Raw genomic sequence first — 26,103 nt, 5'->3', positions numbered from 1 at the left:
GACTTTTAATTTTATTTTTACTTTCAAAGTGCCATGTAAAAGATTATCACTAGATGTATCACCCATGGCACTGGTATTTGCTATAGTCGGGGTTCTTTTGCGTTTTCACCAAGATTGTATTTGTGCTGCTCCAAGACAATAGGTTTGGTTAATTTGGTGACTTACGCTGGTCTATTGATTTACTAAATAGCAGAGCTAACACGCCCATAATGACCGTTGATGGTTCAGGAACTGCTTGAGGTAAGGTCACAGGTTGGGCTTGGGGGGCGAGAACCTTGGGTGGTGAAACACCAGGTTGAGGTGGCACAGCTGGCGCTGGTGTAACCGGTGCTGGTATAACCGGTGCTGGCGTAACTGGCTGAGGTCTTTTCAGAATGGGTTGGGGAGCTTTGATAGGTCTGGGGTTGGTTGGCTGAGTCTTAGGGCGTTGTGGTGAAATGACGGGTGTCTGTGTGGCGTTGGTCCGGTAGTCGGGACGCTGTCTGATATAGAACCGCTGATTGGGAATCGTATCGGTAATGAAGTAGTTAAAGCGGCCCGTTTCGCCTGGGTTTACTCCATTCCCCCGATAGAAGTTAATAAAGTCGCGTACATCCGTAATTTCGTCAGCTCTTTGATAGTGACTAGATGTGTAAGGACGAACAGGACCTATAGCTTGGGCAAAGGATAGGCCATCGTTTTCGCCACTGGCGTACCCTGCCGTCTCTTGCAATTCATGGTCATAAAACCGCCAGAATGCCCCTGTCAGGTTGCGCGACACAATACTAATTGCAAAGCCTGGCCGATTAAAAACTGAATGCTGTGGAGCATTGGGTAAATTGCTGACGGCCAAAGAGATGTCTAGGCCCCATACATCTTGGTAGACCACAAATGGGTTGTTATGGGTACCTCTGCCGGTCACATTCGTGATTCTAAAGTTGGCTGATGCTTCGCTAAATATGAGGCCATTTTGACTACAACGTCCCGGTAGGCAGGCGGCTTCAGAGGCGTCACCACCAAGTGCTAATAATCCGATACTCAAAAGGCTTGCTGCACCAACTTGTGGAGCAAAAGTAAAAGGTATTCGCATGGGTAAAGTTTCAGGATTTGGGCAATACGATACTTTTGGTTGCCGAGTATCAAAAAATACTGATTCTATGGCGCACCATTGATGTTTCGAAGAGATTTTGTTGAGGGGGGTATAGTCTCTTGAAACTTTATTTTTAGGGGTTTTTCCAGAGTGACACTTTTTCTTGAGAAGCTCCTTGAAAGTACGTAAGCTTTATGAAAAATACACATCAATCTTGGTTGAATTCAGGTGGTATTACGGATATGATGCATGCTTGATGGAGTCTGTTTTTGACGGATCTGCTTGCTAAAAAAAGCGGGTCGTTAAACTAACGACACCGCTATGTGGTGTATTCAATTGCTGAACTGATTGAGTGGGTCGGGCTGCTGTAGCAATGTGTTTATCGGCTGACGGCTGGTCGACGCACATCCAGTGAGTTGCCTGCATTAATTGATATGTCACCATCTAAATCTGATGAGGCCCCATCTGCGGTTGCTTCACCATAGAAACGAACAGTGTCACTAGCCCATACGTTAATAACACCCCCGTTGGCCTCTGATGAGTCGACAGAAAGCTCAGAGCTACGGTCAATTAAGACATAGGTAGCACTGAAGGTATCTACAACGGGCATGCCACCGATAGAGATGGTGCCTGCTTGGTCGACGGCATTGGCATAGATGCTGCCTCCAATGAGGTTGATCTGATCTCCAAGGATATTGACCTGACCTGGGAGTCTATTGGGGGCAGGTATGGCGCTGTCGGAAATATCCACAGTGCCGCGAATTAAAACTGTGCCTGCGGTTGGTGTTAGGGGTGGGGTGTTGTTTAAGACAAAAGCACCGTCAGCAGTGATTGCGAGTTGAGTTGCATTATTATCTTCACCACCGGTCAGCATTTCCGCTAGATTCGCGGCTGGTAATAGGGTTATGGCGGACTGTGCTTCAGTAGAAGCGATGGTTTGGAGAGTGTCGGCCGGAATTACCTCCAGGCCGAGAATATTACCTGGTTGGGTGAGTCTCAGAAGGTTGTCTCCAGAGGCCGCGACTAGATTGACATTGCCACCGGGGGCAGTCAAATTGCCGTCATTTTGAATGTATTGGCCAATTAAGGTGATGGATGCTTGGGGAGGGACTTGAAGGGTGCCTTGGTTTTCGATGCTACCTGTAGGCAGTGCGGTGGAGAATGGGGCTGATATTTCTGAACTGGTTGATCCTGTGAATAGTAGATAGCCATTAGGGTTACCAACGAGATTCCTAATGCTGGGTGTTCCTGAATGGTGCTCAGATTGGTGGTCTGAGAGAGCTATTTCACTAATGGATCCATCTACAGATAGGAGATATCTATCGTTAAATAAAAGACCGGAACTTGTGGTAGCAGTCAGATTTGCAGGCAGATTCAGGGTGACATCTTGCCCAAAAATAATGCCCGCCGGGTTGACTAGAAAAAGATTGGCGTTGCTTGGCAGGTTTGGATCATCGCTAGTGATTTGGAGTAAGCCATCGATAGCTGAAGGCTGAGTGCTGTTGATCAGGCTGATGACGTTGGCAACATCTGGGGCAACGATGAAGTTGGCGGCATTGTCAGAACCTACATCAAACTGGTGAAACTGATGAACTAAATTAGGCTCAACCCCGCCTGAAGACTGCCCACCTAAAATATTGAGCTGATGATTAGACTGCCTAACAACGCTTGTGTCGGACGTTGCTGGTTGGATATGGGTTGGTGCTGTAACGGATGCTTCTGATGATGGTGAGACCTGTGCAGAAGCTACTCCCTGTAGACCGATTATCCATAATGGCAGGGCATTTAAGAGCAGGGAAAATTTGAAATTCATGGGACTAGCAATTGCTAGACAACGTGTCAGCATATGCACTAGGTGAAAATGTATCAAGAACTACAGATGGCACCCATTCATTTAAATAATACGAGGAATTTTTAATACAACCTGAAGCAGCTGTGAAGATCACTGTGTTGAAACCATAAAGTTTGCTAGGAGTTTTGAGGAATCACTAAGTTCGGGAACCCGTACCCCTCTATCTGTTGCGATCGCTTCTCTTCAAGCGATAAATTAGCACTCGGCAATAGAGAGTGCTAAACCGTGTTCAGGTTGCGGCTCCTTTCCCTATCAGATCCTTCAGTTGGAAAAAGGGACTGCTCAGGCGAACTGATATCGCCTTGGTGCAATTGCCGAATGATTGATCTATCAAAGTTCGGAGAAAACTATGGCAGCCATTTCTTTGAGTGTTTCAAGTGTCACTCCCCTAGGTGATCGCGTTCTGATCAAGGTCAGCGCATCTGAAGAGAAGACAGCTGGCGGCATTTTGCTACCTGATACCGCTAAGGAAAAGCCCCAGGTTGGCGAAATTACTGCAGTGGGTCCTGGTAAGCGTGGCGATGACGGCAGCCGTCAAGCTCCCGATGTAGAGGTTGGTAACAAGGTCCTCTATTCCAAGTATGCAGGCACTGATATCAAGCTGGGTGGTGAAGACTACGTATTGCTTTCTGAGAAGGATATCCTTGCAGTCGTTGGCTAAGCACCAGCTCAGTTATGAGTTTTAAGTTTTGAATTTTGAATTAAAGGTATTCCAAAAAGTCAGAGGTAGTTGACTTTTTGGTGGGTGACATAAAGCCTAAAAGCCTTAACTAAGAGCCCAAAACTCAAAAATGCAAACTCAAAGAAGCTTGCTTCTTGTACCCACCCCAGACCCCTCTCAAACGTTCTGAAACATAGGTTGATTCATGGCTAAGCGCATCATATATAACGAGAATGCTCGTCGTGCCTTGGAAAAAGGCATGGATACTTTGGCTGAGGCCGTTGCTGTTACCCTTGGCCCCAAGGGACGTAACGTCGTTCTTGAAAAGAAATTTGGCTCTCCTCAAATCGTTAACGATGGTGTCACCATCGCTAAGGAAATTGAACTAGAGGACAACATTGAAAATACAGGTGTTGCTCTGATTCGTCAGGCAGCTTCTAAGACTAACGATGCGGCTGGTGACGGAACTACCACTGCAACCGTATTGGCTCACGCCATTGTTAAGGAAGGTTTGCGTAACGTGGCGGCTGGTGCAAATGCGATCGCACTCAAGCGCGGTGTCGAGAAAGCAACTGCTTACCTCGTAGAGCGGATTGCCGAGAAAGCCCAGCCCGTTGGTGACTCTACTTCCATTGCCCAGGTAGGTACTATCTCCGCTGGTAACGATGAAGAAGTCGGCAAAATGATTGCTGAAGCCATGGAGAAAGTTGGCCGCGAAGGCGTCATCTCCTTGGAAGAAGGCAAGTCTATGACGACTGAGCTGGAGATCACTGAAGGTATGCGTTTTGATAAGGGCTATATCTCCCCTTACTTCGCCACCGATACTGAGCGCATGGAAGCGGTTCTAGATGACCCCTACTTGCTGCTCACTGACAAGAAAATTGCCCTGGTACAGGATCTAGTTCCCGTGCTTGAGCAGGTTGCCCGCTCCGGCAAACCGTTACTAATTATCGCTGAAGATATCGAGAAAGAAGCCCTGGCGACCCTTGTGGTTAACCGTCTGCGCGGTGTGCTTAACGTAGCCGCTGTTAAAGCGCCTGGCTTTGGCGATCGCCGTAAGGCCATGCTTGAGGACATTGCTGTTCTAACTGGTGGTCAAGTCATCACTGAAGATGCGGGTCTTAAGCTCGACGGCGTCAGCATCGACATGCTGGGTACCTCCCGTCGCATCACCATTACTAAGGACAATACCACCCTGGTAGCCGAAGGCAACGAAGCCGATGTGAAGGCACGCTGCGAGCAGATTCGTCGTCAAATCGAAGAGTCTGATTCCAGCTACGACAAGGAGAAGCTACAGGAGCGTCTGGCTAAGCTTTCCGGTGGTGTTGCTGTCATCAAAGTTGGTGCAGCGACTGAAACTGAGATGAAGGACCGTAAGCTGCGTCTAGAAGACGCCATCAACGCAACCAAGGCTGCCGTTGAAGAAGGTATTGTTCCTGGCGGTGGTACTACTTTGGCCCACCTGGCTCCTGGTCTAGAAGAGTGGTCTAATGCTAATCTCACTGGCGAAGAGCTGACTGGTGCTTTGATTGTCACCCGTGCTTTGACTTCTCCCCTCAAGCGCATTGCCGAGAACGCTGGTCAGAACGGTGCTGTTGTCGCTGAGCACGTCAAGGAGAAGGACTTTAACATTGGCTTCAACGCAGCAACTAACGAATACGTGGATATGTTGCAGGCTGGTGTTGTTGACCCTGCTAAGGTAACTCGCTCTGCGACTCAGAATGCTGCGTCTATTGCTGCGATGGTATTGACGACTGAGTGCATCGTTGTTGATAAGCCTGAGCCTAAGGAAGCTGCTGGTGCTGGTGCCGGTATGGGTGACTTCGACTACTAAGCTGCTCCTACAATCCATTAGTCGATGCTTTTGAGTGTCGATAACTGTGAACTAAAAGCGGTTGGTGTTTCTCACCTGCCGCTTTTGTCATTGGTGATTGAGGGCATGCACCGATATCGCTCTACGGGGCTATAACTACTACCATGGCATCAGGAGTCTGTGATGGTGCAGATTGCAGAGACTGATTTTTGGGTCTGCGTTGTGGTCTGAGTCATGGCTGAGCTGTCACCGTTTACCACTTAAAGGAACATACCTGAACTAATGCAGCCACTCATTGAAGGATATCAATCAGTCAATGGTTTGGAGGTGATTTAGCGGGGCAAACTCATTTTGAAGGAGCACTTAAATTATTGTAAGCAAAGGTTTTTCCGAAAACCTGTGTAATTTAGTCAATTGCCTCTACAATGACAGCAAAATTTTGGTTTAGTCGCTGGATAGCTTTGCTAACCCAGTCAATGCTTTGTAGGAGCAAGTAGCCTGAAGATGGGCTAATCCATATGAATTTTTAAAGGGTGGCTTTAGCAAGTTAAGCCAAAAGCGATATTTACATCCCTGACGGCTCGCGTTAGAACAGTCAGACCCAGTGTGGATATTGTTCCTTCCCATTGATTTTTTCCCGATTTTTTCGGGGGAGACCTATCCGTTAATGGCCTGCACTGTCTGGGACGCTGTTGCTAATGACTGCTACGCCTACTGATCCACAACAATTTAATTCATCGCCCGCAGACTCTACGGGGAAAGACTTGGTAAGTCTTGAGGGTAGAAGTAAATCGAGAGGGCGACAGGCTTGGTTCTGGTCAAGTGTGTGGTTGATGTTGCTGGTAGCGTCAAGTGCTCTGGGTCTATGGGCGGTCGCCTTGATTACCCGTTTACCCCCTTTGCCCAACTGTGATCGAATATCTGTATTTAGTGCTGACAGTGAGCGACTTTACTGTGCTAGGCAATCGGCAGTATCGGGGGCTGAGCAGGATTTGGTGGCTGGGATACAGCTAATTTCTGCTTGGGATGAGACCCACCCTCTTTATCAAGATTCTCAAGAGGTGGCTAATCGTTGGTCTAAGGGGCTATTGAAGCTGGCACAACAGCGCATGCAGAAGGGGCATATAGACCGAGCGACCCAATTGTTGGGCTATATTCCACCTCGGGCTGAAATCTATGCAGAAGCCCAGGTCGCTTCAGAGCGTTGGCTGCAAGAATGGGCAAAGGGTGAAGAAATTTCGGCTGTGGTGATAGAAGCCGTGGGTAATCAAAATTGGAGTGGTGCCCGTCAGCAGCTACGAGACATTAAGCGTTTGACCAGTGATTATTGGCTCAAAGATCGGCATCGCTATCTGGGGCAGCATATCCAACGCGAAGAAGATGCTCGTCGTACCCTAATCAAGGCACAAACTCTGGCTAGCGATGGTCAGATGGAGAGTCTGGCAGAGGCGCTGACCTTGATCCGACAGATTGAGGTGCAAAGCCATGCCTGGCCTGAGGCTAAACCGTTATTGACGGACTGGGCTGATGTGCTACTGACCTATGGATTGCAAAAGTGGGAGCAGGATGATTTAGCTGGAGCGATCGCAATTATTCAAAAAGTGCCAGCGGACTTGGCCACTAAGTCAGAAGCTCAAGATTTGGTTCAATTTGCCCATGCTCAGCGGTTAGCCGCATTCCAGCAAGATTGGGAGCCCACCTATGGAGATGTCCTAAATTTGATGGATGCTATCCAGGCGGTGCAAGACATTGGTCGTGAGAGTCCGTTTTATCAAGACGCCCAGGCAAAGTTAGAGCTATGGACGAAACAGCTCAGTGATCTACAGCAGCTCTATGGAGCTACGCTCATGGCTCACCTTAATCAAAAGGCTTCCTTGAAGCTCGCTATAGAGCAGGCGCAGATCATTACGACCGACCGACCCCAGCGTCAGCAAGCTCAAACCTTGATATCCCATTGGTCCAAAGAGATTCAACGCATTGAAGATCGGCCTGCATTGGTTCGAGCTCAGCAGCTGGCGGACAGTGGAGATAAGGCGAGTTTACAGGCGGCCATTGTTGAAGCTAGAAAAATTCAACAAGGTCGAGCGCTACGGATCGATGCTCAAACAAAAATTGCCCAATGGTCTAAGCAAATCCAGGTCTTAGAGGATCAGCCCCTCTATAGCAAGGCGCTTGATTTAGCGAGTAAGGGCAAGCTACGGGATGCGATTACGGAAGCTCGCAAGATCCAAAAAGGACGAGCTTTGTATAGTCAAGCACAGGACTCGATTAAGAATTGGACTAATCGGATTCAAATTGCTGAAGATCGACCAATTTTAGATGAAGCTGAGGAGCTAGCTTATCAAGGTCGGTTGTCGGATGCGATCGCATTGGCTGCTCGCATTGCCTCTGGTCGTGCTTTATATCGTGAAGCCCGAAATGCAATCTCTATTTGGGATGCTGAACGCGCTTATATTCAGTCGCTACAGCAACCAATAGATGATGACTACTACGAAGAAGATGGCCATTACGATCATGAATAGTCATTCATCCATATCCTAGACCTGTGAGGGATACTAGAACTGATTAAACCGATAAAACGACATCAGGCGGCATGAGTGAACGGCCCTTGCAATTAATGCTGGTGGATGAAGATCCCACCTTTCGATTGGGGTTACGGGTCTGGCTAGAGCAGTTACCTGGGTTTCAAATTGCAGCTGAGGCGGCTAATGCATCTGAAGCCATGGGGATTATTCGGAAATATGCCCGCACCCAAGCTAATGCATTTACGGACCCCACGCTGCGTGGACAACGACCCATTAATTTAGTCATTGTAGACTTGGGGTTAGGTGCCAGTGATGCCAGCACAGAGCCCGTTAGCAGTTCAGGATTACAGTTATGTAAATCCATTAAAACTGAGTTCTCAAATCTTCCTGTATTAGTGCTGAGCGCTCGCGATGAGCCTGTGTTAGAAGCGGCTGCTCGTCAGGTCGGAGCCGATGGTTATGGTACCCGCAGTATGCCTGTGCGCGAACTCGCCCAGCTGATTCGTACAGTCGGTCGAGGGGCTAGTAAAACCATAGAATCCAGTTCTAAATCATCGCTTCAGATTCCAGGACCGCTGACAGCGATGCGTTTAAGCATGCGGCTGTCGGGTTTAGAACAAATCGATCAACAGTTGGCCAAAACATCAGCTGAACTGCGTCGTCCCCGCCTGTCCTGGTTAGAGCGCCAAGTTTTAACTGGCAAAATGCGTGAGCTCAAAGCAGCTCGTTGGTTGACTAAGCAGCTGTGGGCCACTCACAAATACACCGATGCTGGTTGGGTGAAAAAGAATGTCAGACTGCAGAGACGCACCAGTGCGCCCATGGCATCACGACCACGCCCCAACTCTGTCGGGGCGGCGGCAGCAATTACTGTCCCAGGGCCCAGTTCTTTGAGCCTTCGCAGTGGTGATGTTCAAAATATGGTGTTTGAAGCTGTTTTTGCGAAGCTTCAGACTGGTTTAGAAAATACAACATCGGAGCCGCTGGAAATTGACATCCTCCGCCTCGATAAAAAACGGGAACTGCTGTTTATTGTTCTTCGCCGGTTTGAAGATTTATTGGATGATCTGCGGCAATCGTCCCTACAACCAGGGCAGCTACGTTTTAAATTCCCTCAGCTTTTGCGGGATCTGTGGGTAGCTACCATCGAAGAATTTTTTGGCCGCTATTACATGGTGCCTCTAAACGGTGTTGAACAAGAACTGGTGGCAGTGCTGTATCAAGAAAAAGATAGCGTTGAACAGGAAATCCTCAATCACATTCCATTAGTCCCAGAACTGCTGAGCCATTGGCTATTTCAAGATGCCATGGTGATAGATGGAACGAGTTATATTGCCACCACGCCTGAGGCTTTAGCCCATAGTGAAAAACTTTTAGAAAACCTGCTGATCCAAATCGGTAATGCAGTCATGCAACCCTTGCTTAATCGCTTGGCAGATGTGGAGGCGATCAAAAAGGGATTGTATAGTCGTCGGATTATCTCTACTCGAGATATTGAACGCTTTCGTAATGACCTCTCTTGGCGCTATCGCTGGAATCGTTTAGTCGATGAGCCAACGGCCATCTTTGAGAGCCAGTATCGTTTATATACCTTAGGACCGAGGGGTATCATCAGCTCCTCTATCTATGCCCCCCGTCGCCAGGAGTTAGACCAGCTTTCAGGGTTACCCTGGGCCATGACTTTATTGCTTGAAACCCGTGATGCCCTTAGTCCAAGGGTACGAGCGTTAGTTTCCTTGGTGGGTAGCAGCGTAGTTTACGTACTCACTGAAGTAGTGGGTCGCGGCATTGGTCTCGTGGGTCGCGGTATTTTGCAAGGCATTGGTAGTGCCTGGCAAGATACCCGTCGCACGAGGCAACGGCAGGCTCCACCGACATTTAATGAGTGGGAGTAGAGTCTTAATCTGCTCAGTTTTAGAGAGAATTGACTGCTGGAAGCGATAAGCTTCCAGCAGTCAGGTACTTACTTCTTAGATCTTTAACCAGCCAAACCAGGATAGGATGACGGCCAAGATTCCGCTGCTTAGGACTATAGCGCCTGCGATTGTAATAACCGCACCGACTTTCCGCAGTCCTTCGGGAGGCATACCATCGCCAAAGAGGAAGTCGCTGCCAGTGGCAGAAAAGTCATTACCTAGGGCAGTGAGCTGTTCTAAATGATCGCTACCGTAGCGAGGCATGCGTTCAAAGGGAACTTCACCCATGGCTTGCTGAGGTAGAATGCGTCGCCGCTGATAAGGCACAGTCTCTTCACCAAAGTTATCCAGGTACTCATCGCTGTTTAGCAATGCGTCAACAAATCCTTGGATACCCTCGGTGGCTAGCACAATTGACCAGGCGAGAGTTTCGCGCCGATCGTAAACCTGACGCCCCAGCACCCGCTGAACACACATGTCAACAAAGCGATAATTGTTGCTGCACTCGTAGTTCAGTCGTCTAAAAGATTCAGAAAGTAGCAGGCCACGGATGAATTCTCGTACAGATATTTGGGAGCTACGCAGCTGAGATTCTAAAAAGCGATCGCGATGGCAGGCTAAGAGCTGCTGCTCATTAAAAATGCGGCGGTAGGCCGCAAGAATCAGAATGTCAACTTCCTGGGCATCGGGTAGCAACGCGGTGGAAAAAATACGGGGCTGCTCATCACCGGGGATTTCAAAACCGCTCACACGCTGGTTTTGGCAACTGGTGGGATAGCTTAACAAAGGTAAAGTCATCAGGGTCAAGTCCTTTTGCGTTTCAAATCCTTGTTATGGGCAATGCCAGAAAAAAAACTGCAGGGTAGCCATTGAGACCACCCAAATGCAGTTATATAAGGAGTTCTCGTCCTCCATTCGTTATTTATCCTATGGATATGAAGGGAGTAGTCAGAAAAATACGTACTGAAACGCAATTAAACACAACAAAAGTAAATGATTTACTAATTAACCGTCGAGGCATGCTATGGATAGCGTTTGGTTTTATATATGAACAAAAACGCTGAGTTCGTTAGGCCTAAGTAAAAATACTTATTTAATCTACGGGCAAAATATATTATTTGGTTTCTGAGTGGGAGAGGCTCGTAATATGAAAAGCTGTAATATTCCGTTACCTTTATCGGCGACGCAGCTTGCTCATCATTTTGCGAGACCAGCGCAGCTGTAAGTCTTCTTGGCTGGCCCAGTCTTGGAGGATGCGAAAGAAAATTTGGCGGTCGTTGGTTTGTAACACAGCCGTTTGATCAGCGGTTTCAATGGCGTAGGGGTAGCCGCCACCAACGATAATTTCAGCCCGTACCCAGTTAAGGACGCGGTCGATAATGCCAGCTTTATGGAGCCAGCGGGGCATTTCAAGGCGGGCTGGAGGGCCCTGGTTGGTTTTGAGATAACTGAATATGATGCGGTCAGAGTAGTCTTTATCTCGGGTTTTGTATTCAGCAAGGATGCCGGTGCGATCGCACTGAAAAATCGGCGTACAGTCACCCCATTGCATGTATCGATTCAATAGCTGAGCATCGGTCACCTTCGGAATGGCTGCGACGCTGGCAGAATGATGCTCTAGCAATGTGGTCAAATCGTGGGCAGAGCTAGTGTCTACATAGCCCACCAGCGGCACACGGTATTCCTCGCTAGCCTCCAATAAGCTGATTAAAGCCTCGACATACTCTTTACGATCCTCATCTTCATAGGCATCGGCAAACGTGGCGACCAAAGCCCCATCAAAAAACACCAGACAGTGTTCAGGATCGCTGACCTGTTCGATGTACTCCACCAAACGCCGAATTTCCATCCTAAATCGATGTTTATTGACCAACCGATCTAGAGGTTTTGATGTATCCCCCAGTTCTAAATCCCTGGGAGTCATCACATCGAGCTCAATATCTTTGGTGTAATCTGCTGCTGAGGTATGGGGATTTTCAAACCAGCCAATTTGTACCAGAGCAATGGGAGGGGACAAATCCTTGCTCGGAAAAATCTGAGAACCGTCTACGGCAAATGTGGTGATGCCTTGCAGGTGTTCATTAACCCATTGCAGACTGTGTTCTCGATTTCCCCACTGCAGCCTACTACGATGAATGCCTTGCTCTGTATCACTTAGAGATGCCAAAGGCCTTGCACCAATGGTGCCATTCTGACGTGCTAGCCAGGCGTCTAGCTTTTTTTTAGGTGTCTCGCATAATGCCTGCCAGGCCGTTTGGTAAATATCCAGACTCGATTGTTGCCTCTTTTCAAAGGTTTCAAAATGGGTGCGTTTATTTTGCAGAATTGCCTGGATTTGAGACGGTTTGATGGCCATGGCACCATAGGGCATTTGTACTGCTATTGTGCCATGGGTTGATTATTTAGAGACGTTCCATGGAACGTCTCTAAACATGGCGTTATCGACGTGATTGCAGCTTCCGATAGACGTCCTTGATATCTACGTTGTGATGGGCCAGAGCGACAAGGGTGTGATAGAGCAGGTCGGCAACTTCCCCGGCAATATCATCAGGATCGTCATCTTTGCAGGCCATCACCACTTCGGCAGATTCTTCGCCGATTTTTTTGAGGATTTTATTGTCGCCACCTGCGAAAAGTTTGTTGGTATAAGAGTCAGGTTGAGGGTTGACTTTGCGATCGCAAATCACCCCATACACCTGAGATAGCGTATCCGCTGCCGGTGGTGTAATGCCCCCATCCACCTGGTGGAAACAGCTGCGTTCCCCTGTGTGGCAGGCGATATCGCCGACTTGCTCAATGGTTAGCAACAGGGCATCACTGTCGCAGTCATAGCGAATAGCCTTTAGTTTTTGTAAATGACCGGAGGTGGCTCCCTTATGCCATAGCTCCTGACGGGAGCGGCTCCAGTACCAAACGTCGCCTGTTTCCAAGGTTTTTTGTAGGGATTCTTGGTTCATCCAGGCCATCATGAGCACGGTGCCATCTAAATAGTCTTGTGCGATCGCAGGTACCAGGCCCTGGTCGTTGTAGCGAATTTTTTCAGTGGGGATAGCGCCAACAAAAGAAAGCGGGGTACTCATGATCCGTGTTAGTTCAGTATCAATGCAGCTCAGTGCAGCTCTATTGTCGCAGTTGGCGGGCTTTTACTGTTTTGCTACATTCCTTAACATATTGCAATCGGTGTAATCACAAACGCTACGATTGAGAATACTGCGATCTTCGCCATCCTGATTAATGCCGCTCTGAGGGGCGCAATCAGTTGCCTGACGAGGTATCCATCTAAATTATGGATTCAGGCATTTCACTCGTATCCTTTCACAATGGCAGCCATGTAAGGCTGTCATCCTACCCCTTCGACAAACGACTTTTAACCATAAGGAGAGCCCGTTGGTTACTACCACATCTTTAAAAACGACAAAATCAGATGAGATTTTCGCGGCTGCCCAAAACTTAATGCCTGGGGGCGTTAACTCTCCCGTGCGTGCTTTTAAGTCCGTTGGCGGCCAACCCATTGTATTCGACCACGTTAAGGGCTCTCATATTTGGGACGTTGACGGCAATGAATACATCGACTATGTCGGTACTTGGGGGCCTGCTATTTGCGGTCATGCTAATGACGAAGTGAATGCAGCCCTGATGGAAGCCCTACAAAAGGGAACTAGTTTTGGAGCACCCTGTTACCTGGAAAATGTGCTCGCTGAGAAGGTGATTGCCGCCGTTCCCAGCATCGAGATGGTACGCTTTGTCAACTCTGGTACCGAAGCCTGTATGTCGGTATTGCGAGTGATGCGGGCATTCACCAAGCGTGAAAAAGTGATCAAGTTTGAAGGATGCTATCACGGTCATGCAGGTATGTTCCTGGTTAAGGCAGGGTCTGGTGTAGCCACCCTGGGTCTACCGGACTCTCCTGGTGTACCCAAGAGCACCACAGCAGCTACATTGACTGCGCCTTACAACGATCTTGAGGCTGTCAAAACCCTATTTGAGCAGAATCCCGGTGAAATTGCTGGTGTTATTCTGGAGCCCATCGTTGGTAACTCTGGCTTTGTGACGCCTGATGCTGGGTTCCTTGAGGGGCTGCGTGAAATAACTCAAGACGATGGTGCATTACTCGTATTTGACGAAGTTATGACTGGTTTTCGCATTGCCTATGGTGGTGTGCAAGAGAAGCTTGGCGTCACTCCTGATTTGACCACCTTGGGTAAGATTATTGGCGGTGGTTTGCCCGTGGGTGCCTATGGTGGTCGCCGCGAGATTATGGAAATGATCGCACCTGCGGGTCCTGTGTATCAGGCTGGTACCTTGTCAGGTAATCCTCTGGCCATGACTGCCGGTATCAAGACTCTGGAAATTTTGAGTCGCCCTGGTGCTTACGAGCAGCTTGAAGAGAAAACCAACAAGTTGATCACAGGCTTGCTAGAAATTGCCCGTGAAAATGGCCATGCTGTCTGTGGTGGCAACATCAGCGCTATGTTTGGCCTATTCTTCACTGAAGGACCTGTGCATAACTATGACGATGCTAAACAATCTGACTTAGCTAAGTTCAGCCGTTTCCACCGTGGCATGTTGGAGCAAGGGGTATACCTGGCACCTTCTCAGTTTGAAGCTGGATTCACGTCTCTTGCCCACACCGATGATGACATTGCCAACACGTTAGCTGCAGCACGTACTGTTTTGTCTGCGCTCTAAAAAGTAAGGGTCGCTTTCAATAAGCGGCCCGCTATTAAAGCCGCCCGCTGTCAAGGCGGTTCGAGGTCAATTACTTTTTATAAACGCATGCTGGGTAATGGTTCATGTGGGCCATTACCTAAGTTTTATTCCTTCCTCTTTCAAACATGGACGATATAGATGCTCTCAAAGTTTTAGAAACTGAGGTCGGCTTAGAAACACCTATCGATCCTTTAGATGACATTCCGTTAGAGGACGATAGACCTCGCTATAACCCTGACCAAATGCTGCCACTGCTAGAGTCAGATGACTTGCAGCAGCGGATGTTGGCAGCCCGTGCGTTCTATAAAATTCAAGAGCCCCGTGCCATACCTCGTCTGATTGACCTATTAGGTGACGAAAGCCCTCTGGTACGAGTCAATGCGGCCTATGCCCTGGGTCGAAATCCCAGTGAGACGGCTGTGGATGCTCTGATTGCGCAATTGCAAAATGACTCCCATGGCTATGTGCGTAAAGCTGTGGTTTGGGCCTTAGGTAACTGTCGTAATGAGAAGGCGGTTGTGCCCCTGGTGGAGGCCATTGAGAATGATATGTCTGTGGTCAGGCTCTGGGCGGCCAGTGCCTTAGGCCAAATGGGAAAAATCAGCTTTGAGGCGATTTTGAAAGCTATCCCAGCCTTGGTTAAAACCATGCGCAATGACCCAATTGCCATTGTGCGTAGCAATTGTGCCTGGTCCATTGGTGAACTGTGCAAGGACTTAACCTATAACGTGGTCTATGCAACGGCCATTGATGCACTGATCGAAACCTTTGCCGACGATGAGGATTTAGGTGTGAGGGATGATGCCCGAGCTGCCATACTCAATTTGGGTGATCCGCGTGGTTTACAAGTCGTCGAAGAAATTGAACAAGAACAAGATTTTTAGCCCGATTGTCAGTCGGTACCTAATCGCCTGCAGCCCAGCGAACATAGGGATACTGGCCGACAATTTCCTGATGAGTAATAGTCGCAAAGTACCAGTTTTCATGAGGCTCCGGTGCAATTGGACTGATATCAAAGTGAAAATAAACATGTCCTTCCTCAAACCAAAGGCTGTATAGAGGTCGGTAATGTTCTTCGCTTTCGCCAAGTTTGCCAACGCAATTATAAAATTCCGGCGCAAGGGGTGTTCTGAAGGTAACAGAGTACTCCTGGCTATCGATAAATTCGGTTTTTCCTCGGCTGACGCTGGAGACATCAAGCATAATGCCACTATTCTCACCAGCTTCGAAGTTGCGATGGGTTTCTTTCCAAAAGCGAACTTCTTGGGGACAACTGCCTGATGTGGCCTCGATTGGAATAATCAAATCGTCTAGTCGCTCAAAGTCATCACGGCTGGAGGGTGAAAGGCCTTGTGCGAACTGACCAGTCAGCGCTTGCGCAAGCGCAGCTGGACCCATGAGCAACAGGCTACCCACAAGCAACACAGGGGTACGAAACATAGAGAGAGCTATTAAGGAATTCTGGAAACAACTTCAGTAAGTGATTAGGCATTTTCGTATTGCATGGCTGCGAAGGGCGTAAGCTTCACAAAAATCGTCAACCTATCAAAATTTCCCGGATGAAATCATCAGGTATCCAGGTCGTACATTGCTTAACGCCCTTTTGCGACAGTTGATCACCGTGTGGGATGATTTGGGCTGTCGCTTCAGAATCTCCAATAGTTCACACCCATGCTGCTAATTGATTGGCTGATTGTGTTGGCCTATCTCATTTTTACGATGGTGTTAGGCGTCTACTTATCGCGTAAAGCCTCTGGAAGTTTAGTTGACTTTTTTGTCTCGGGTCGGTCATTGCCATGGTGGTTAGCGGGCACAAGTATGGCGGCTACCACATTCTCCATCGATACTCCGTTATATGTGGCAGGTGTGGTCGGCTCCCGTGGCATTGCTGGTAACTGGGAGTGGTGGAGCTTTGGCATTGCCCACGTCGTGATGATTTATATTTTTGCGCGGCTGTGGCGACGGTCTGAAGTGGTGACCGATGCTGAACTCACAGAAATTCGCTATGGCGGCAAAACGGCTGCCTTATTGCGAGGTGTGAAAGCATTTCTGTTTGCGGTACCCATTAATTGCATTGGTATCGGCTATGCCATGTTAGCCATGGTCAAAGTGGTGGATGCTCTTGAACTTTGGCAAAGTTTGGGCATTGAACCCAATCAGAGCATGAAGCTCTGGAGCGTGATTGTTGTCAGTATTTTGGTGCTGTTTTACGCAGGCTTTTCGGGGCTGTGGGGGGTGGTCGCTACGGATTTTTTCCAATTCTTCCTGGCTCTCTTTGGAGCGATTGTGGTTGCGATCGCATCCGTCATCTCCGTTGGTGGCATGCAAAACCTGATCAATCAGGCCCAAACCAATACTGATTTCGATATTCTTAGCATCTTACCCATCACCTTTAACGGTGGCCTTGGTTGGAGTACGGTCGCCGGTATTCCCGCCAGTGCCTTTACAGCCTATGTCTTTTTACAATGGTGGGCCTTTCGTCGTAGTGATGGGGGTGGAGAATTCATCCAGCGTCTGGTTGCCGCTAAAAACGAGAGTGAGGCTGAGAAAGCGGCCTGGTTTTTCAATATTTTGCACTACGTCATTCGCACCTGGCCCTGGATTATTGTGGCGCTGGCTGCTGTGGCCATTTATCCAGACTTGGCCGATCGCGAATTGGGATATCCCAAGCTCATGCTCGACTTTTTACCTCCTGTACTGCTGGGCTTAGTGGTCGCATCGTTGATTGCCGCTTTTATGAGCACGGTGTCAACGCTCATTAACTGGGGGGCTTCATATTTAACGAATGATCTCTACGGTCGCTTTATCAATCCAGACGCTACCCAGGCTGAATTAGTCAATGTTGGTCGCATGACGTCAGTAATTGTGACGGCCCTGGGAGCCACAGCAGCCTTTTTTGCCTCAGATGTGGCGACTGTTTTCCGCCTGGTGATTGCCATTGGCACCGGTCCTGGATTAGTTCTGATTTTGCGCTGGTTCTGGTGGCGGATTAATGCGGCAGCAGAGCTAAGTTCGATGGTTGCTGGATTCCTGATTGGTTTATTGACTAGCAGTGCACCTTGGTTTCAAATTGATGATTTTGGTTTGCGTCTACTCGTCACGGCTGGTATGACTACTGTGATTTGGGTGATCGCTATGTTTGCTACCCCCCCAGAATCAGACGAAACCTTGGACAACTTTTATCGTCGTGTCCGACCCGGTGGTCCTGGTTGGCAAAAACAGCGACAGCGTACAGGGGTAAGACCGTTGCAAAATCTGGGTTTAGAGTTTAAGCGGGTAATTGCGTCACTACTACTGCTTTTTGGTGCCATGTTTGCCGTGGGCGGTTTCTTATTGCTCAATTCTTTAGGGGGCTGGCTATCGCTAATTGTGGCCGTAGCAGGGTGGTTCTGGTTACGCCACTTAAATCGGCAACCCATCGTACCGGTGCCTCGCCCAGGGTTAGACGACGATGATATTTTGCCGTAGCCAGTCAGGCTTACCCTCAACAAAACGTTACGATACTTAATAGATAACTGTTAACCCACTCTGAGACTCGGATCTAAATCATGTCCATCATTCGCTCCTACGTTATTCCGTTTCTGATTTTGCTCGTCTTTCTAGTGGCGATGGTGGCTGTTAGTGCGCGAATCTGGCTGCCGAGCGACATGCTGGCCCCAGCTCCCATGGATGGTGATGACCTGGCTATGATGGGTAAAGCCCTACTGCTGAATGGATTTGGAGTTTGATTGGCCCCCAGGGTATCGCTTAGTTCAAGGATCTAGTTTGGATCGGGCAAGGTTGCTTGCCACCATGGGTAATGCCTATGCAGAATTAGGTGCTACCCAGCTAGGCCATTTGACGAAAACCGTTGAACTATATCTTGAAGGCCCTTCAGCCCTGTGGTGGTTAGAGAAGTCGGAGAGCGGTGCTCGTGTCGGTTTCACGGCTACTACTACGGGAGAATCCTTGGGCTGTCTATGGTTAGGGCAATCTATGAATCAGTTAACCGGGGCATTGCAGGCCTATATTTATCTGGTCTATGTCTTCCCTGGCTACCGCCGCCAAGGCCTGGGTCGTCAGCTGATGCAATACGCCAAAAACTGGGCCAAGGCTCAAGGCTATGACCAGCTTAGCCTTCAGGTATTTACAGATAATTTAGCTGCCCTCAGCCTTTACAACAGCCTAGGTTATGAGTCTAAGGCGACGCTGTTAACATTAGACCTATAGCGTAAAAGCTGCTCTTTGAGACTCTACTATGCCCGTAGCCTAACGATAATTTTGGAATTGCAAAGCAACGGGCCAATCTTCTTGCTTAATTAGCTGAATTGCATTTTGCAAATCATCCTTGGACTTAGCTGAAATTCGCACTGCATCCCCTTGAATCGATGCTTGAACCTTTTTCAGGTTGTCACGAATCATCTTGGAGATTTTTTTTGCAACCTCCTGGCTTAAGCCCTTTTTCAACTCAATATCCTGGCGCACACGATTGCCACTGGCCGCATCAATATTGCCAAAGTCGAAAATCTTCATAGATAGATTTCGCCGGGCGGCTTTGGTCTGAATCAGCGTATGCACTGCTTCAAGGGTCATTTCACTGGCGGTTTCAATGGCAATATTGGTCTCACCTAAGTCCAGCGTGGTTTTAGTATCTTTGAGGTCGTAGCGGCTTTTTAGTTCACGACGTACCTGATCAAGGGCATTGACTAGTTCTTGACGGTCAAAATCGCTGACCACATCAAATGAATAGGTAGAAGCCATTAGCAAGGTGAATGGAGAGTATTAGGCCGTAGGGTGGGCATTGCCCACCATCTAGAGATGGAAAGCGCGAGGCTAAAAACTATTGTAGCCAGATGGTTTTACAACTCATGAAATAGAGGCTGAAGATGCTGAGACTACCGATGCCAAACATTAGCGATCGCAACGATGCCACATTCAGAATGTAAAATACCGAAAACAGCAGCCGAGCAACTAGATAAGCGACAACAGCTGATAGCGCAGCCGTACTGTCTTGCCCTGTAATGTAGGCCATGACAGCAGCTGGAGAATAGATAATAAATGACTCAAACGAATTTTGATGGGCCCAGTTAGCCCGCATCGCATAGTTCGGTAGCTTATCCGTATAAAAGCGTGGACGAGCCAAAGCCTCTATGGGATCGTCCATAGATTGAGCTAACTTAACTCGCTCTGAAGCCACCACCAGGTAGGGCACATAAATTAGAAAGGCCGCCACTGGCAGACTATACAAAAAAAGATTAGGCAGGGATAGTAAGCTCACAGATCCAGTGTTCTAGCATTAATAAGGAAATGATTCAGGTCATAAAGCTTCAGATTCATGACCAACGACTTACCTAGAGATAGTCATCTATAGACAATTGGATAGGACCTCACCGTCCTAATCAAAATAGAACAGCGTTACAATCTTGCGCTGTTCCTCAGCATCCTTACAGGTTTGCAACAGTGTATTACTGTCATGAAATGCAAAACAGATCAGTTGTTGACAGCGGGAAATAATTTCTTGGTTGCAGAGTGAACTGGCCTCTGCCAGCTCTAGTCGATCATTAGCCGAATTTTCAACCAGGTGAATCACTGAATCCAGCTGTTCACGAGATTCACGCGGTTGACGTTCTAAACTTTGCGGCAGAATAACCGTCAGCAAGTTCGGATCTGCCTTCATTGCCCCACGGATGGCTGCGGCATTAGTCCCAGTCGCCCCAGAGGTCAACAGACGATTGCCGCCAAGTACCAATGCGTAGCTCATGAGCTCAATGAGGCGCAAATGGGTAATAGGTACATGTCTGGAACCCAAGATAGCAATGCGCTTAGAGCCAGACTGCTGAATGGCAGCAAGCTCCTGCAAAAAATCATCTACCTTAAGCGATTCGATGGGAGTATCAAGGGACTGACTCAAGGGTTTATATAGTTTTAATGAAGGGACTGGCCAATTCTACCAAACCCTTGTCCCCAAGCCTTGATATCCATAATTTCTGACTGACTTCTAATGGCCTCCTAGGTCAGCCTTAAGCCGTTACCGCCGGTGATGACAAATTTAACTCAGCCATGAGTCTATCTACATCAAAGTGTTGTTCCATCAGTAATTGAATGCATTGCACCTTAATAGGCTCCTGCAATCGAACTTCCTGAAATGACTTCTCAATGATTTCGACCGTCGTCAGGGTATCTAGGTCAACTGACAAGATGGGGACTTCTAGATCTTGAGCACGGCTAGTGATATCTGGGCGCGGAGCAATATGTCCTGTCAAGATCAGGCACTGGGTCGACGTTTCCAAAGCAGCCAGCTGAATATCAGCCCGGTCACCACCCGTAATAACGGCCATATTGTCAGCTTTGCGGAAATACTTGAGGGCCGAGTTGACGTTCATGGCTCCAATGCTTAAGCTCTGCACCATCAGATCCATACGCTCTTCACAGCAAAGGACCTCAGCTTTGAGTTGATGCACAAGCTCTCCGACACTGACGCTGCGCATTAGCGGAGTGCTGGGTAAAATACCCAAAACTGGTATCCCATGACGTTCAAGACAGGTCTTAACGTTGGTGTTTACATCCTGCAGTTGATCCATGGGGACATCATTAATCAAAACACCCATGAGTCGATCACCGAGCTTTTGCTTAGCAGCCAAAAGACCATCAACAATCAACACAGAATGAAATCTTGCCACCAGCATGACTTGAGCTTCGGTTACCTTCGCTAGCTGAGTGAGCGACAAGCCAAACAACGTCCCTTCCTCGAGGGTGCCTGGTCCTTCAATCAGCAATAGATCTTCCCCTTGACCACCTAGATATGTAGCCATTTGTTGGGGGTCGATCGCAGAGTTTTCTTCCGTCAACTGTTTCTGGATTGTCTGCGCATCCAGAGATAGCAGCGTTGGACGCAGACGCGATGTCGGTAGCTCTAAAATTTTGGAAATGAATCGAACATCTTCATCGATACCAGCCTCATCGCTAGGACAAGTACCAACGGGTTTGGCATAGGCGATATCAATACCGCGATCCTGAAGCTGCAAGGCCAACCCGGTTATGGTGGCCGACTTGCCGCTGTAGGGCTCTGTTGAGCCAATCAGCAGGTGCTTTGATGGATTGGGCACACTATAACTCCTAACTACCAATAGGGCTACCCCCCATTGTGCCATGGAGAGCTGTTCGCAATTGGACAAAACCTTAACTTTTACCGAAGTGTTTTGATTAGGTGCTTAACATGTTCAGGGCCTAAAAATAAGCGTCGTGCAGTTGACTACAGTACTACACAACGCTTATTGGTATATGACTTAAATCAGGTTGAGGGCTTAGTGAACACCGAACTCATTAGCGGTGCCATAACTTACTCATCCATTCTTAGCAGCCTGCGGTAAAAGGATTTGGAAAAGTCAGGAGACCGCTTTAGACGCATAGCAGTCACTACATCGATTAGAAAATCAACAAATTCAAAGGTGGCCATGGTGATTTCATAGGTTAGTTCGGCATCACCATCAAACTGCATCCGACATTGAGTTAAGTCAGCAGGCAACATTGACACATTCCAGGTTGCTAAAAAGGCAATGCTTTCACCGCCTTCGATCCGGCGCTCCCCTTCAAGGTTTCCACGTTTATAAAGGCCAATGGCATAGGGGAGAGCCTTACGTTTATTGCCCTGGTAATAGGGCATATAAACACCGACATCTTGTTTGGGAGCGGGCTGAATGTCTGCAATAGGCATGGCGTTTAGCAGTGGAATCTGTCTCAAGACATAGTGAACTTAGGCAAATAGAGGCGTCAAGTAAACGCCTCTAGGTCTGGCTAGACCTTGGTTCTTATCTGTTGCAGGGGCGCAGCGCGTCAGTAACCAAGATGTCTGCAACTTAATTCTGCCGAGCACTAGTGTACCCACAGAAACCTTTGCCTCAAGCACCTCAAAATAAGAGGATTTCAGAGAAGGTGTGTCTAAAGAAGATACTGTGTAACAGATTTTAATAAGATATTAATAACCTGTAACCCAACAACCCTATTACACGGAACCTATGGCGATTGAAACGGTATCTGATGTTTTACTGGATGATCTTTCGGAGGGACGTCGCCTGAAAGCTTTGGCTGCTTTAGTGTTTCTGTGGAGTGTAACGGTGATGTTGCACTGGGCAATGTGGGGCGCGCAAGTGGTTTGGGCCGTTACTGGGCTGGTTGCACTTTATATGGTGCGCATTGTGAGTGCTAATGCTACTTATGCCATTAGCCCTAATCGGGCTGCCGTACCGTCTGCATTGGCTGAACCGGACTGTCCGCCTGTTTCCCTGCTAGTGGCCGCTAAAAATGAAGAGGCTGTCATTGCCCATTTAGTGGAGTCTCTCTGTAATTTGGACTACCCCGAAGATCGTTATGAGCTTTGGGTAATTGACGATAACAGTGATGATGATACCGGCAGAATATTGGACGAGTTAACCCATGAGTATCCCAGGTTAAGGGTTCTGCACCGTGGCCCAGAGGCAACTGGGGGCAAGTCTGGTGCGCTTAACTTGGCTTGGCCAAGGGCTACCGGAGAAATTTTGGCTGTATTTGATGCTGATGCTCAGGTCCCTGCTGATTTATTGCGTCGAGTGGTGCCGCTATTTGCCAATGATCGCACTGGGGCAATTCAAGTGCGCAAGTCCATTGTTAACAGTGCCACTAATTTTTGGACCCAGGGGCAAGCTGCTGAAATGGCTTTAGATCGTTACTACCAGGAGCAAAGGTCAGCCCGCTGTGGCATTGGAGAACTGCGGGGCAATGGTCAGTTTGTGCGCCATACGACCATCGCTCAATGTGGTGGATGGAATGAAATGACCATTACCGATGATTTAGATCTGACCGTTCAGTTGCATCTACATCAGTGGAATATTGGTTTTTTGGATATGCCAACTGTGGGTGAAGAAGGGGTGACTAGCGGTGTCGCTCTCTGGCATCAGCGTAATCGCTGGGCTGAGGGGGGCTATCAGCGTTATTTAGATTACTGGCGGTTACTTGTCCGCAATCGGCTGGGCTGGAATAAGTCCGTTGATATGCTGATGTATTGGATATTGCAATATATGTTGCCGATTGTGGCACTGCCAGACTTTATTGTTGCGATCGCACTGCGCCAGCCACCTGTGTTTGCTCCCCTAACGACTTTGGCGGTTGGTGTATCGTATTGGGGAATGACCATGGGCATATACCGCACTCAAAACGTATCATTACCCATGGCAATGGTGCGGGCAATTAAAGGCACCTTATATATGACCCATTGGGTTGTGGTTATGGCTTTTGCAACGACTCGTATGGCTGTACGACCAAAGCGGCTGAAGTGGGTCAAGACTATCCACGCTGGTGAAACGGCCAGTGCCTAATGGGTGAAGCCGACTTTATAAAATAAAGACTGGCGTAAAGACTGGCGTTATGAGTCTAAAGAAAACGTTGCAATGCTTATATCGCAACGTTTTTTCACGTTTTTTACTGACTAAATCGGTTAGCGTTGGGACATACCCATCTATATATCTGGTTTAATCCATGACACATTTCACGTTGTCGCTACCCAAGCTGTCTCCACGACAGTTTGCTTGGGATAGTGCTGTTCTCTTTCTTGCAGTTTTTTGGATTGGTGGTAGCCTGATTCTCGATTTTGTGGTCATGCCGATGCTTTATATGAATGGCATGATGACTGCTCCGGGGTTTGCCAGTGCTGGCTACAGTTTATTTGAGCTCTTCAACCATGTGGAAATGCTTTTATCAGGGTTGATCTTAACTGGGGTGTTGGCCATGCGCCAGGCCCATGCTGAATACTCCGTTGAGGTTAGCGGCAGCCGTAGCCGATGGGCGTTGCTGTTGGCGATTAGTTTGGTCGCGATCGCTCTGACCTATACCTATGTATTGACTCCCTACATAGGCTCTATTGGCATTGTTTTGGATATGCCAGGGACCATTCACATCATTCCCCATGCCATGGTCTGGATCCATGGAATTTACTGGGGTTTGGAAGCTATCAAAGTATTGATTCTTGGATTTCTATTGCGTCTGTGCTATGTCGATATTGCTGCTCAGTTTAGTGAGTAACGTGAGTCAGCCTATCCGTCGGTTTCCCCATCAGGCCACAGTAAGCGGATTGCTAGTAGTGCAAACCCAATAGCTGCAGCGCCTTTAACAATTTGCGTTGGTAATATTTGTGCTGTGCCTTCTCCCAATAAAACCCCTAGAAAGCTAGCGAACACCAGGGCACTGGCAGTCCCCAAAAATACGGCCTTAGGTGATGACGAGCTACCCCCTAAGGCAATGGCTGCCAGCTGACTCTTATCACCTAATTCTGATAGGAAGACGGTGATAAAGCTAACGCTGAGTAAGTTCCAATCAAATGACATGATGGCAATAATTCTCTAAAGACCAATAACTTCAGCCGTTAAGCCGACGGAAATAATTAGGAGTAAAATCCCAGCTAAGGTGTCCAAGGTTTCAGGGGAAATCCGACGCGCTAACCATTGGCCCACTATTACTCCCACGAGGCTCGTTGAAATCAAAGCTAACGCTGCTCCTACAAATACCGTAAGTGGCTTGTGGGATTCAGCGCTAATTAACAAGGTTGCAACCTGTGTTTTGTCTCCCAATTCCGCCAGAAAAATTGTGACGAATGTTGAAAGAAAGACGCCCCAAAAGCTTGCTTTGGCTTGGGGCGTCTTTTTTGTGGGCTGCTCAGTGCCCGTAGGCTGTATGGAGGTGGAGGATGTCACAGAGAAGTCTTTCATATTTGCTTCATTATCTGTCAGGAAGATTGCAAGAGCAAGGGTTAGGAGAACTATGAGCTATGTTTTTTAGCTGTCTAAAGTGGCATGCATGCTCACATGCCCCCCTTAAACAGCAACTGAACGCTCAAAATAAAACCATTACTTTTTTCAGTCTTCTATGCCGACAGCAGCTACAAACCTATCCAGTTCTTCACTTTTGTTGCCATAGACGCCACTAATTTGTTCTTGACAGCAGTCGATGGCAAAGTCATTGAGTGCATCCTCAGTGACCCCAAACATTTGCTCAAACGTGTCCGCCTGTACACGGCAAAAGCTGGGACGCTGGTCGTAAATCTTACATACACGCTGTTCTGTGTCGTAATTGATGCACCAACCGTCTGGACCCACCAGGCCCATATAAACTTTTAGCTGTTCTGGCGTGAGATAGTCGGCTAAATTCGGTCGATCGGCTGGGGTGAGATTGCAGCAAGCACCACAGGTTTTTACACATTGCCACGTGGCCATATTGTCTTTGTCCTTAGCGGGATGAGGCTTATACAAGAATAAAGGGCCAGGGGATTAGACGTCTGACCAGGTTTGTTATCAAAGTTTTTGGAATTTTGTAAACTTTCTTAAAAGCGGTGGGATCGAACCAGGTAAAATGACGGTGCGCTTGTGTGCGCAGAGGTCACGGTTAGTTGATTATCGGAGGTTCAATGGGTCTTCTGGGTATCTTGGGTCTGGGTTTTCTCAGCAATATTGATTTTCTGGTAGTGGCTCAGCTCACTGTCTTGGCAATGGTAGTTATTTCTGGTCCAGCAATCATCTTTTTGTTGGTTGCACGAAGCGGCGATCTTTAGTCA

General features: G+C 48.2%; 26 protein-coding genes. 12 read left to right on the top strand and 14 right to left on the bottom strand.

From position 1 onward, the window contains the following. Positions 1 to 148: 148 nt before the first annotated feature. On the bottom strand, positions 149 to 1,069 hold the full coding sequence (locus tag SPB21_RS20525; RefSeq protein ID WP_499867608.1) for a hypothetical protein: 921 nt from the start codon (positions 1,067 to 1,069) through the stop codon (positions 149 to 151). Between the two features lie 379 nt (positions 1,070 to 1,448). Continuing rightward, complete coding sequence (locus SPB21_RS20520) at positions 1,449 to 2,882, bottom strand: two-partner secretion domain-containing protein (protein WP_163662522.1); 1,434 nt, start codon at positions 2,880 to 2,882, stop codon at positions 1,449 to 1,451. A gap of 388 nt (positions 2,883 to 3,270) precedes the next feature. Here SPB21_RS20520 and groES point away from each other — a divergent pair, with 388 nt between their 5' ends. The 4 genes from groES (at position 3,271) to SPB21_RS20500 (ending at position 9,815) form a co-directional block, all read left to right on the top strand. Then, positions 3,271 to 3,582: a co-chaperone GroES gene (gene groES, locus SPB21_RS20515; protein WP_006516274.1), complete on the top strand. Its 312-nt coding sequence runs from the start codon at positions 3,271 to 3,273 to the stop codon at positions 3,580 to 3,582. 205 nt (positions 3,583 to 3,787) lie between these two features. Then, positions 3,788 to 5,416 (top strand): chaperonin GroEL, encoded by a 1,629-nt coding sequence (gene groL / locus SPB21_RS20510; protein WP_163662520.1) that lies wholly within the window; start codon positions 3,788 to 3,790, stop codon positions 5,414 to 5,416. Between the two features lie 677 nt (positions 5,417 to 6,093). After that, the gene (locus SPB21_RS20505) at positions 6,094 to 7,917 is read left to right on the top strand and encodes a hypothetical protein (protein ID WP_499867607.1); all 1,824 of its coding nucleotides are present in this window, start codon (positions 6,094 to 6,096) and stop codon (positions 7,915 to 7,917) included. A gap of 71 nt (positions 7,918 to 7,988) precedes the next feature. Continuing rightward, positions 7,989 to 9,815, top strand: coding sequence for a DUF3685 domain-containing protein (locus SPB21_RS20500; protein WP_163702572.1), 1,827 nt, complete (start codon positions 7,989 to 7,991; stop codon positions 9,813 to 9,815). 75 nt (positions 9,816 to 9,890) lie between these two features. Here the strand turns inward: SPB21_RS20500 and SPB21_RS20495 are convergent, their stop codons facing one another. The 3 genes from SPB21_RS20495 to hisIE all read right to left on the bottom strand — a co-directional run bounded on the left by SPB21_RS20495 (position 9,891) and on the right by hisIE (position 12,916). Beyond that, positions 9,891 to 10,634: a phycobilisome rod-core linker polypeptide gene (locus tag SPB21_RS20495; protein ID WP_163702573.1), complete on the bottom strand. Its 744-nt coding sequence runs from the start codon at positions 10,632 to 10,634 to the stop codon at positions 9,891 to 9,893. A 376-nt stretch (positions 10,635 to 11,010) separates the two neighbouring features. Continuing rightward, the gene (locus SPB21_RS20490; protein WP_163703655.1) at positions 11,011 to 12,192 is read right to left on the bottom strand and encodes a DNA double-strand break repair nuclease NurA; all 1,182 of its coding nucleotides are present in this window, start codon (positions 12,190 to 12,192) and stop codon (positions 11,011 to 11,013) included. Between the two features lie 82 nt (positions 12,193 to 12,274). Beyond that, on the bottom strand, positions 12,275 to 12,916 hold the full coding sequence (hisIE, locus tag SPB21_RS20485) for a bifunctional phosphoribosyl-AMP cyclohydrolase/phosphoribosyl-ATP diphosphatase HisIE (protein ID WP_499867606.1): 642 nt from the start codon (positions 12,914 to 12,916) through the stop codon (positions 12,275 to 12,277). Positions 12,917 to 13,223: 307 nt separating this feature from the next. Between hisIE and hemL the strand changes: the two genes are divergently transcribed. Together hemL and SPB21_RS20475 are read left to right on the top strand one after the other, a co-directional pair. Beyond that, a complete protein-coding gene (gene hemL / locus SPB21_RS20480) occupies positions 13,224 to 14,525 on the top strand; it encodes a glutamate-1-semialdehyde 2,1-aminomutase (RefSeq protein WP_163662511.1) in 1,302 nt (433 codons plus the stop codon). Between the two features lie 146 nt (positions 14,526 to 14,671). Then, positions 14,672 to 15,430: a HEAT repeat domain-containing protein gene (locus SPB21_RS20475; RefSeq protein WP_163702575.1), complete on the top strand. Its 759-nt coding sequence runs from the start codon at positions 14,672 to 14,674 to the stop codon at positions 15,428 to 15,430. A 19-nt stretch (positions 15,431 to 15,449) separates the two neighbouring features. On the opposite strand, the gene SPB21_RS20470 is transcribed toward SPB21_RS20475, so the two are convergent. Then, entirely contained in the window at positions 15,450 to 15,986 is a 537-nt protein-coding gene (locus tag SPB21_RS20470; protein WP_499867605.1) for a hypothetical protein, read from the bottom strand. Positions 15,987 to 16,217: 231 nt separating this feature from the next. On the opposite strand from SPB21_RS20470, the gene SPB21_RS20465 reads away from it, so the two are divergent. From SPB21_RS20465 to SPB21_RS20455, 3 genes are all read left to right on the top strand, one after another. Further along, positions 16,218 to 18,014 (top strand): sodium:solute symporter family protein, encoded by a 1,797-nt coding sequence (locus SPB21_RS20465; protein ID WP_163662505.1) that lies wholly within the window; start codon positions 16,218 to 16,220, stop codon positions 18,012 to 18,014. A gap of 80 nt (positions 18,015 to 18,094) precedes the next feature. Continuing rightward, positions 18,095 to 18,274, top strand: a complete 180-nt coding sequence (locus tag SPB21_RS20460) for a DUF8624 family small hydrophobic protein (protein WP_163662503.1) — start codon at positions 18,095 to 18,097, stop codon at positions 18,272 to 18,274. Further along, positions 18,258 to 18,755, top strand: coding sequence for a GNAT family N-acetyltransferase (locus SPB21_RS20455; protein ID WP_499867604.1), 498 nt, complete (start codon positions 18,258 to 18,260; stop codon positions 18,753 to 18,755). The genes SPB21_RS20460 and SPB21_RS20455 overlap by 17 nt, the downstream gene beginning before the upstream one ends. A gap of 39 nt (positions 18,756 to 18,794) precedes the next feature. On the opposite strand, the gene SPB21_RS20450 is transcribed toward SPB21_RS20455, so the two are convergent. From SPB21_RS20450 to ebsA, 5 genes are all read right to left on the bottom strand, one after another. Continuing rightward, on the bottom strand, positions 18,795 to 19,286 hold the full coding sequence (locus SPB21_RS20450; protein WP_163702578.1) for a YajQ family cyclic di-GMP-binding protein: 492 nt from the start codon (positions 19,284 to 19,286) through the stop codon (positions 18,795 to 18,797). Between the two features lie 79 nt (positions 19,287 to 19,365). After that, positions 19,366 to 19,803, bottom strand: a complete 438-nt coding sequence (locus tag SPB21_RS20445) for an MAPEG family protein (RefSeq protein WP_006516258.1) — start codon at positions 19,801 to 19,803, stop codon at positions 19,366 to 19,368. A 117-nt stretch (positions 19,804 to 19,920) separates the two neighbouring features. After that, the gene (locus SPB21_RS20440; RefSeq protein ID WP_163662497.1) at positions 19,921 to 20,436 is read right to left on the bottom strand and encodes a DNA recombination-mediator protein A; all 516 of its coding nucleotides are present in this window, start codon (positions 20,434 to 20,436) and stop codon (positions 19,921 to 19,923) included. Positions 20,437 to 20,545: 109 nt separating this feature from the next. Further along, positions 20,546 to 21,631, bottom strand: coding sequence for a DRTGG domain-containing protein (locus tag SPB21_RS20435; protein ID WP_163662495.1), 1,086 nt, complete (start codon positions 21,629 to 21,631; stop codon positions 20,546 to 20,548). Between the two features lie 233 nt (positions 21,632 to 21,864). After that, positions 21,865 to 22,239 (bottom strand): type IV pilus biogenesis protein EbsA, encoded by a 375-nt coding sequence (ebsA, locus tag SPB21_RS20430; protein WP_006516254.1) that lies wholly within the window; start codon positions 22,237 to 22,239, stop codon positions 21,865 to 21,867. Positions 22,240 to 22,540: 301 nt separating this feature from the next. Here ebsA and SPB21_RS20425 point away from each other — a divergent pair, with 301 nt between their 5' ends. Then, positions 22,541 to 23,875 (top strand): glycosyltransferase family 2 protein, encoded by a 1,335-nt coding sequence (locus SPB21_RS20425; RefSeq protein WP_163662494.1) that lies wholly within the window; start codon positions 22,541 to 22,543, stop codon positions 23,873 to 23,875. 160 nt (positions 23,876 to 24,035) lie between these two features. Continuing rightward, entirely contained in the window at positions 24,036 to 24,578 is a 543-nt protein-coding gene (locus tag SPB21_RS20420) for a DUF4149 domain-containing protein (RefSeq protein ID WP_163702579.1), read from the top strand. A gap of 11 nt (positions 24,579 to 24,589) precedes the next feature. Here SPB21_RS20420 and SPB21_RS20415 read toward each other — a convergent pair whose 3' ends face one another. From SPB21_RS20415 to SPB21_RS20405, 3 genes are all read right to left on the bottom strand, one after another. Continuing rightward, entirely contained in the window at positions 24,590 to 24,880 is a 291-nt protein-coding gene (locus SPB21_RS20415) for a TMEM165/GDT1 family protein (protein WP_163702580.1), read from the bottom strand. Positions 24,881 to 24,895: 15 nt separating this feature from the next. Continuing rightward, the gene (locus SPB21_RS20410; protein WP_163662488.1) at positions 24,896 to 25,261 is read right to left on the bottom strand and encodes a TMEM165/GDT1 family protein; all 366 of its coding nucleotides are present in this window, start codon (positions 25,259 to 25,261) and stop codon (positions 24,896 to 24,898) included. A 147-nt stretch (positions 25,262 to 25,408) separates the two neighbouring features. Continuing rightward, positions 25,409 to 25,765, bottom strand: a complete 357-nt coding sequence (locus tag SPB21_RS20405) for a YkgJ family cysteine cluster protein (RefSeq protein WP_163662486.1) — start codon at positions 25,763 to 25,765, stop codon at positions 25,409 to 25,411. Positions 25,766 to 25,956: 191 nt separating this feature from the next. On the opposite strand from SPB21_RS20405, the gene psb30 reads away from it, so the two are divergent. Continuing rightward, complete coding sequence (gene psb30 / locus SPB21_RS20400; protein ID WP_006516248.1) at positions 25,957 to 26,100, top strand: photosystem II reaction center protein Ycf12/Psb30; 144 nt, start codon at positions 25,957 to 25,959, stop codon at positions 26,098 to 26,100. The last annotated feature ends 3 nt before the right edge of the window (positions 26,101 to 26,103 follow it).

The organism is Leptothoe sp. ISB3NOV94-8A (assembly GCF_043421595.1).
In the GTDB taxonomy this organism is placed as follows: Bacteria; Cyanobacteriota; Cyanobacteriia; order Phormidesmidales; family Phormidesmidaceae; genus Leptothoe; species Leptothoe turfae.
This window is presented reverse-complemented; position numbering and strand designations above follow the sequence as displayed.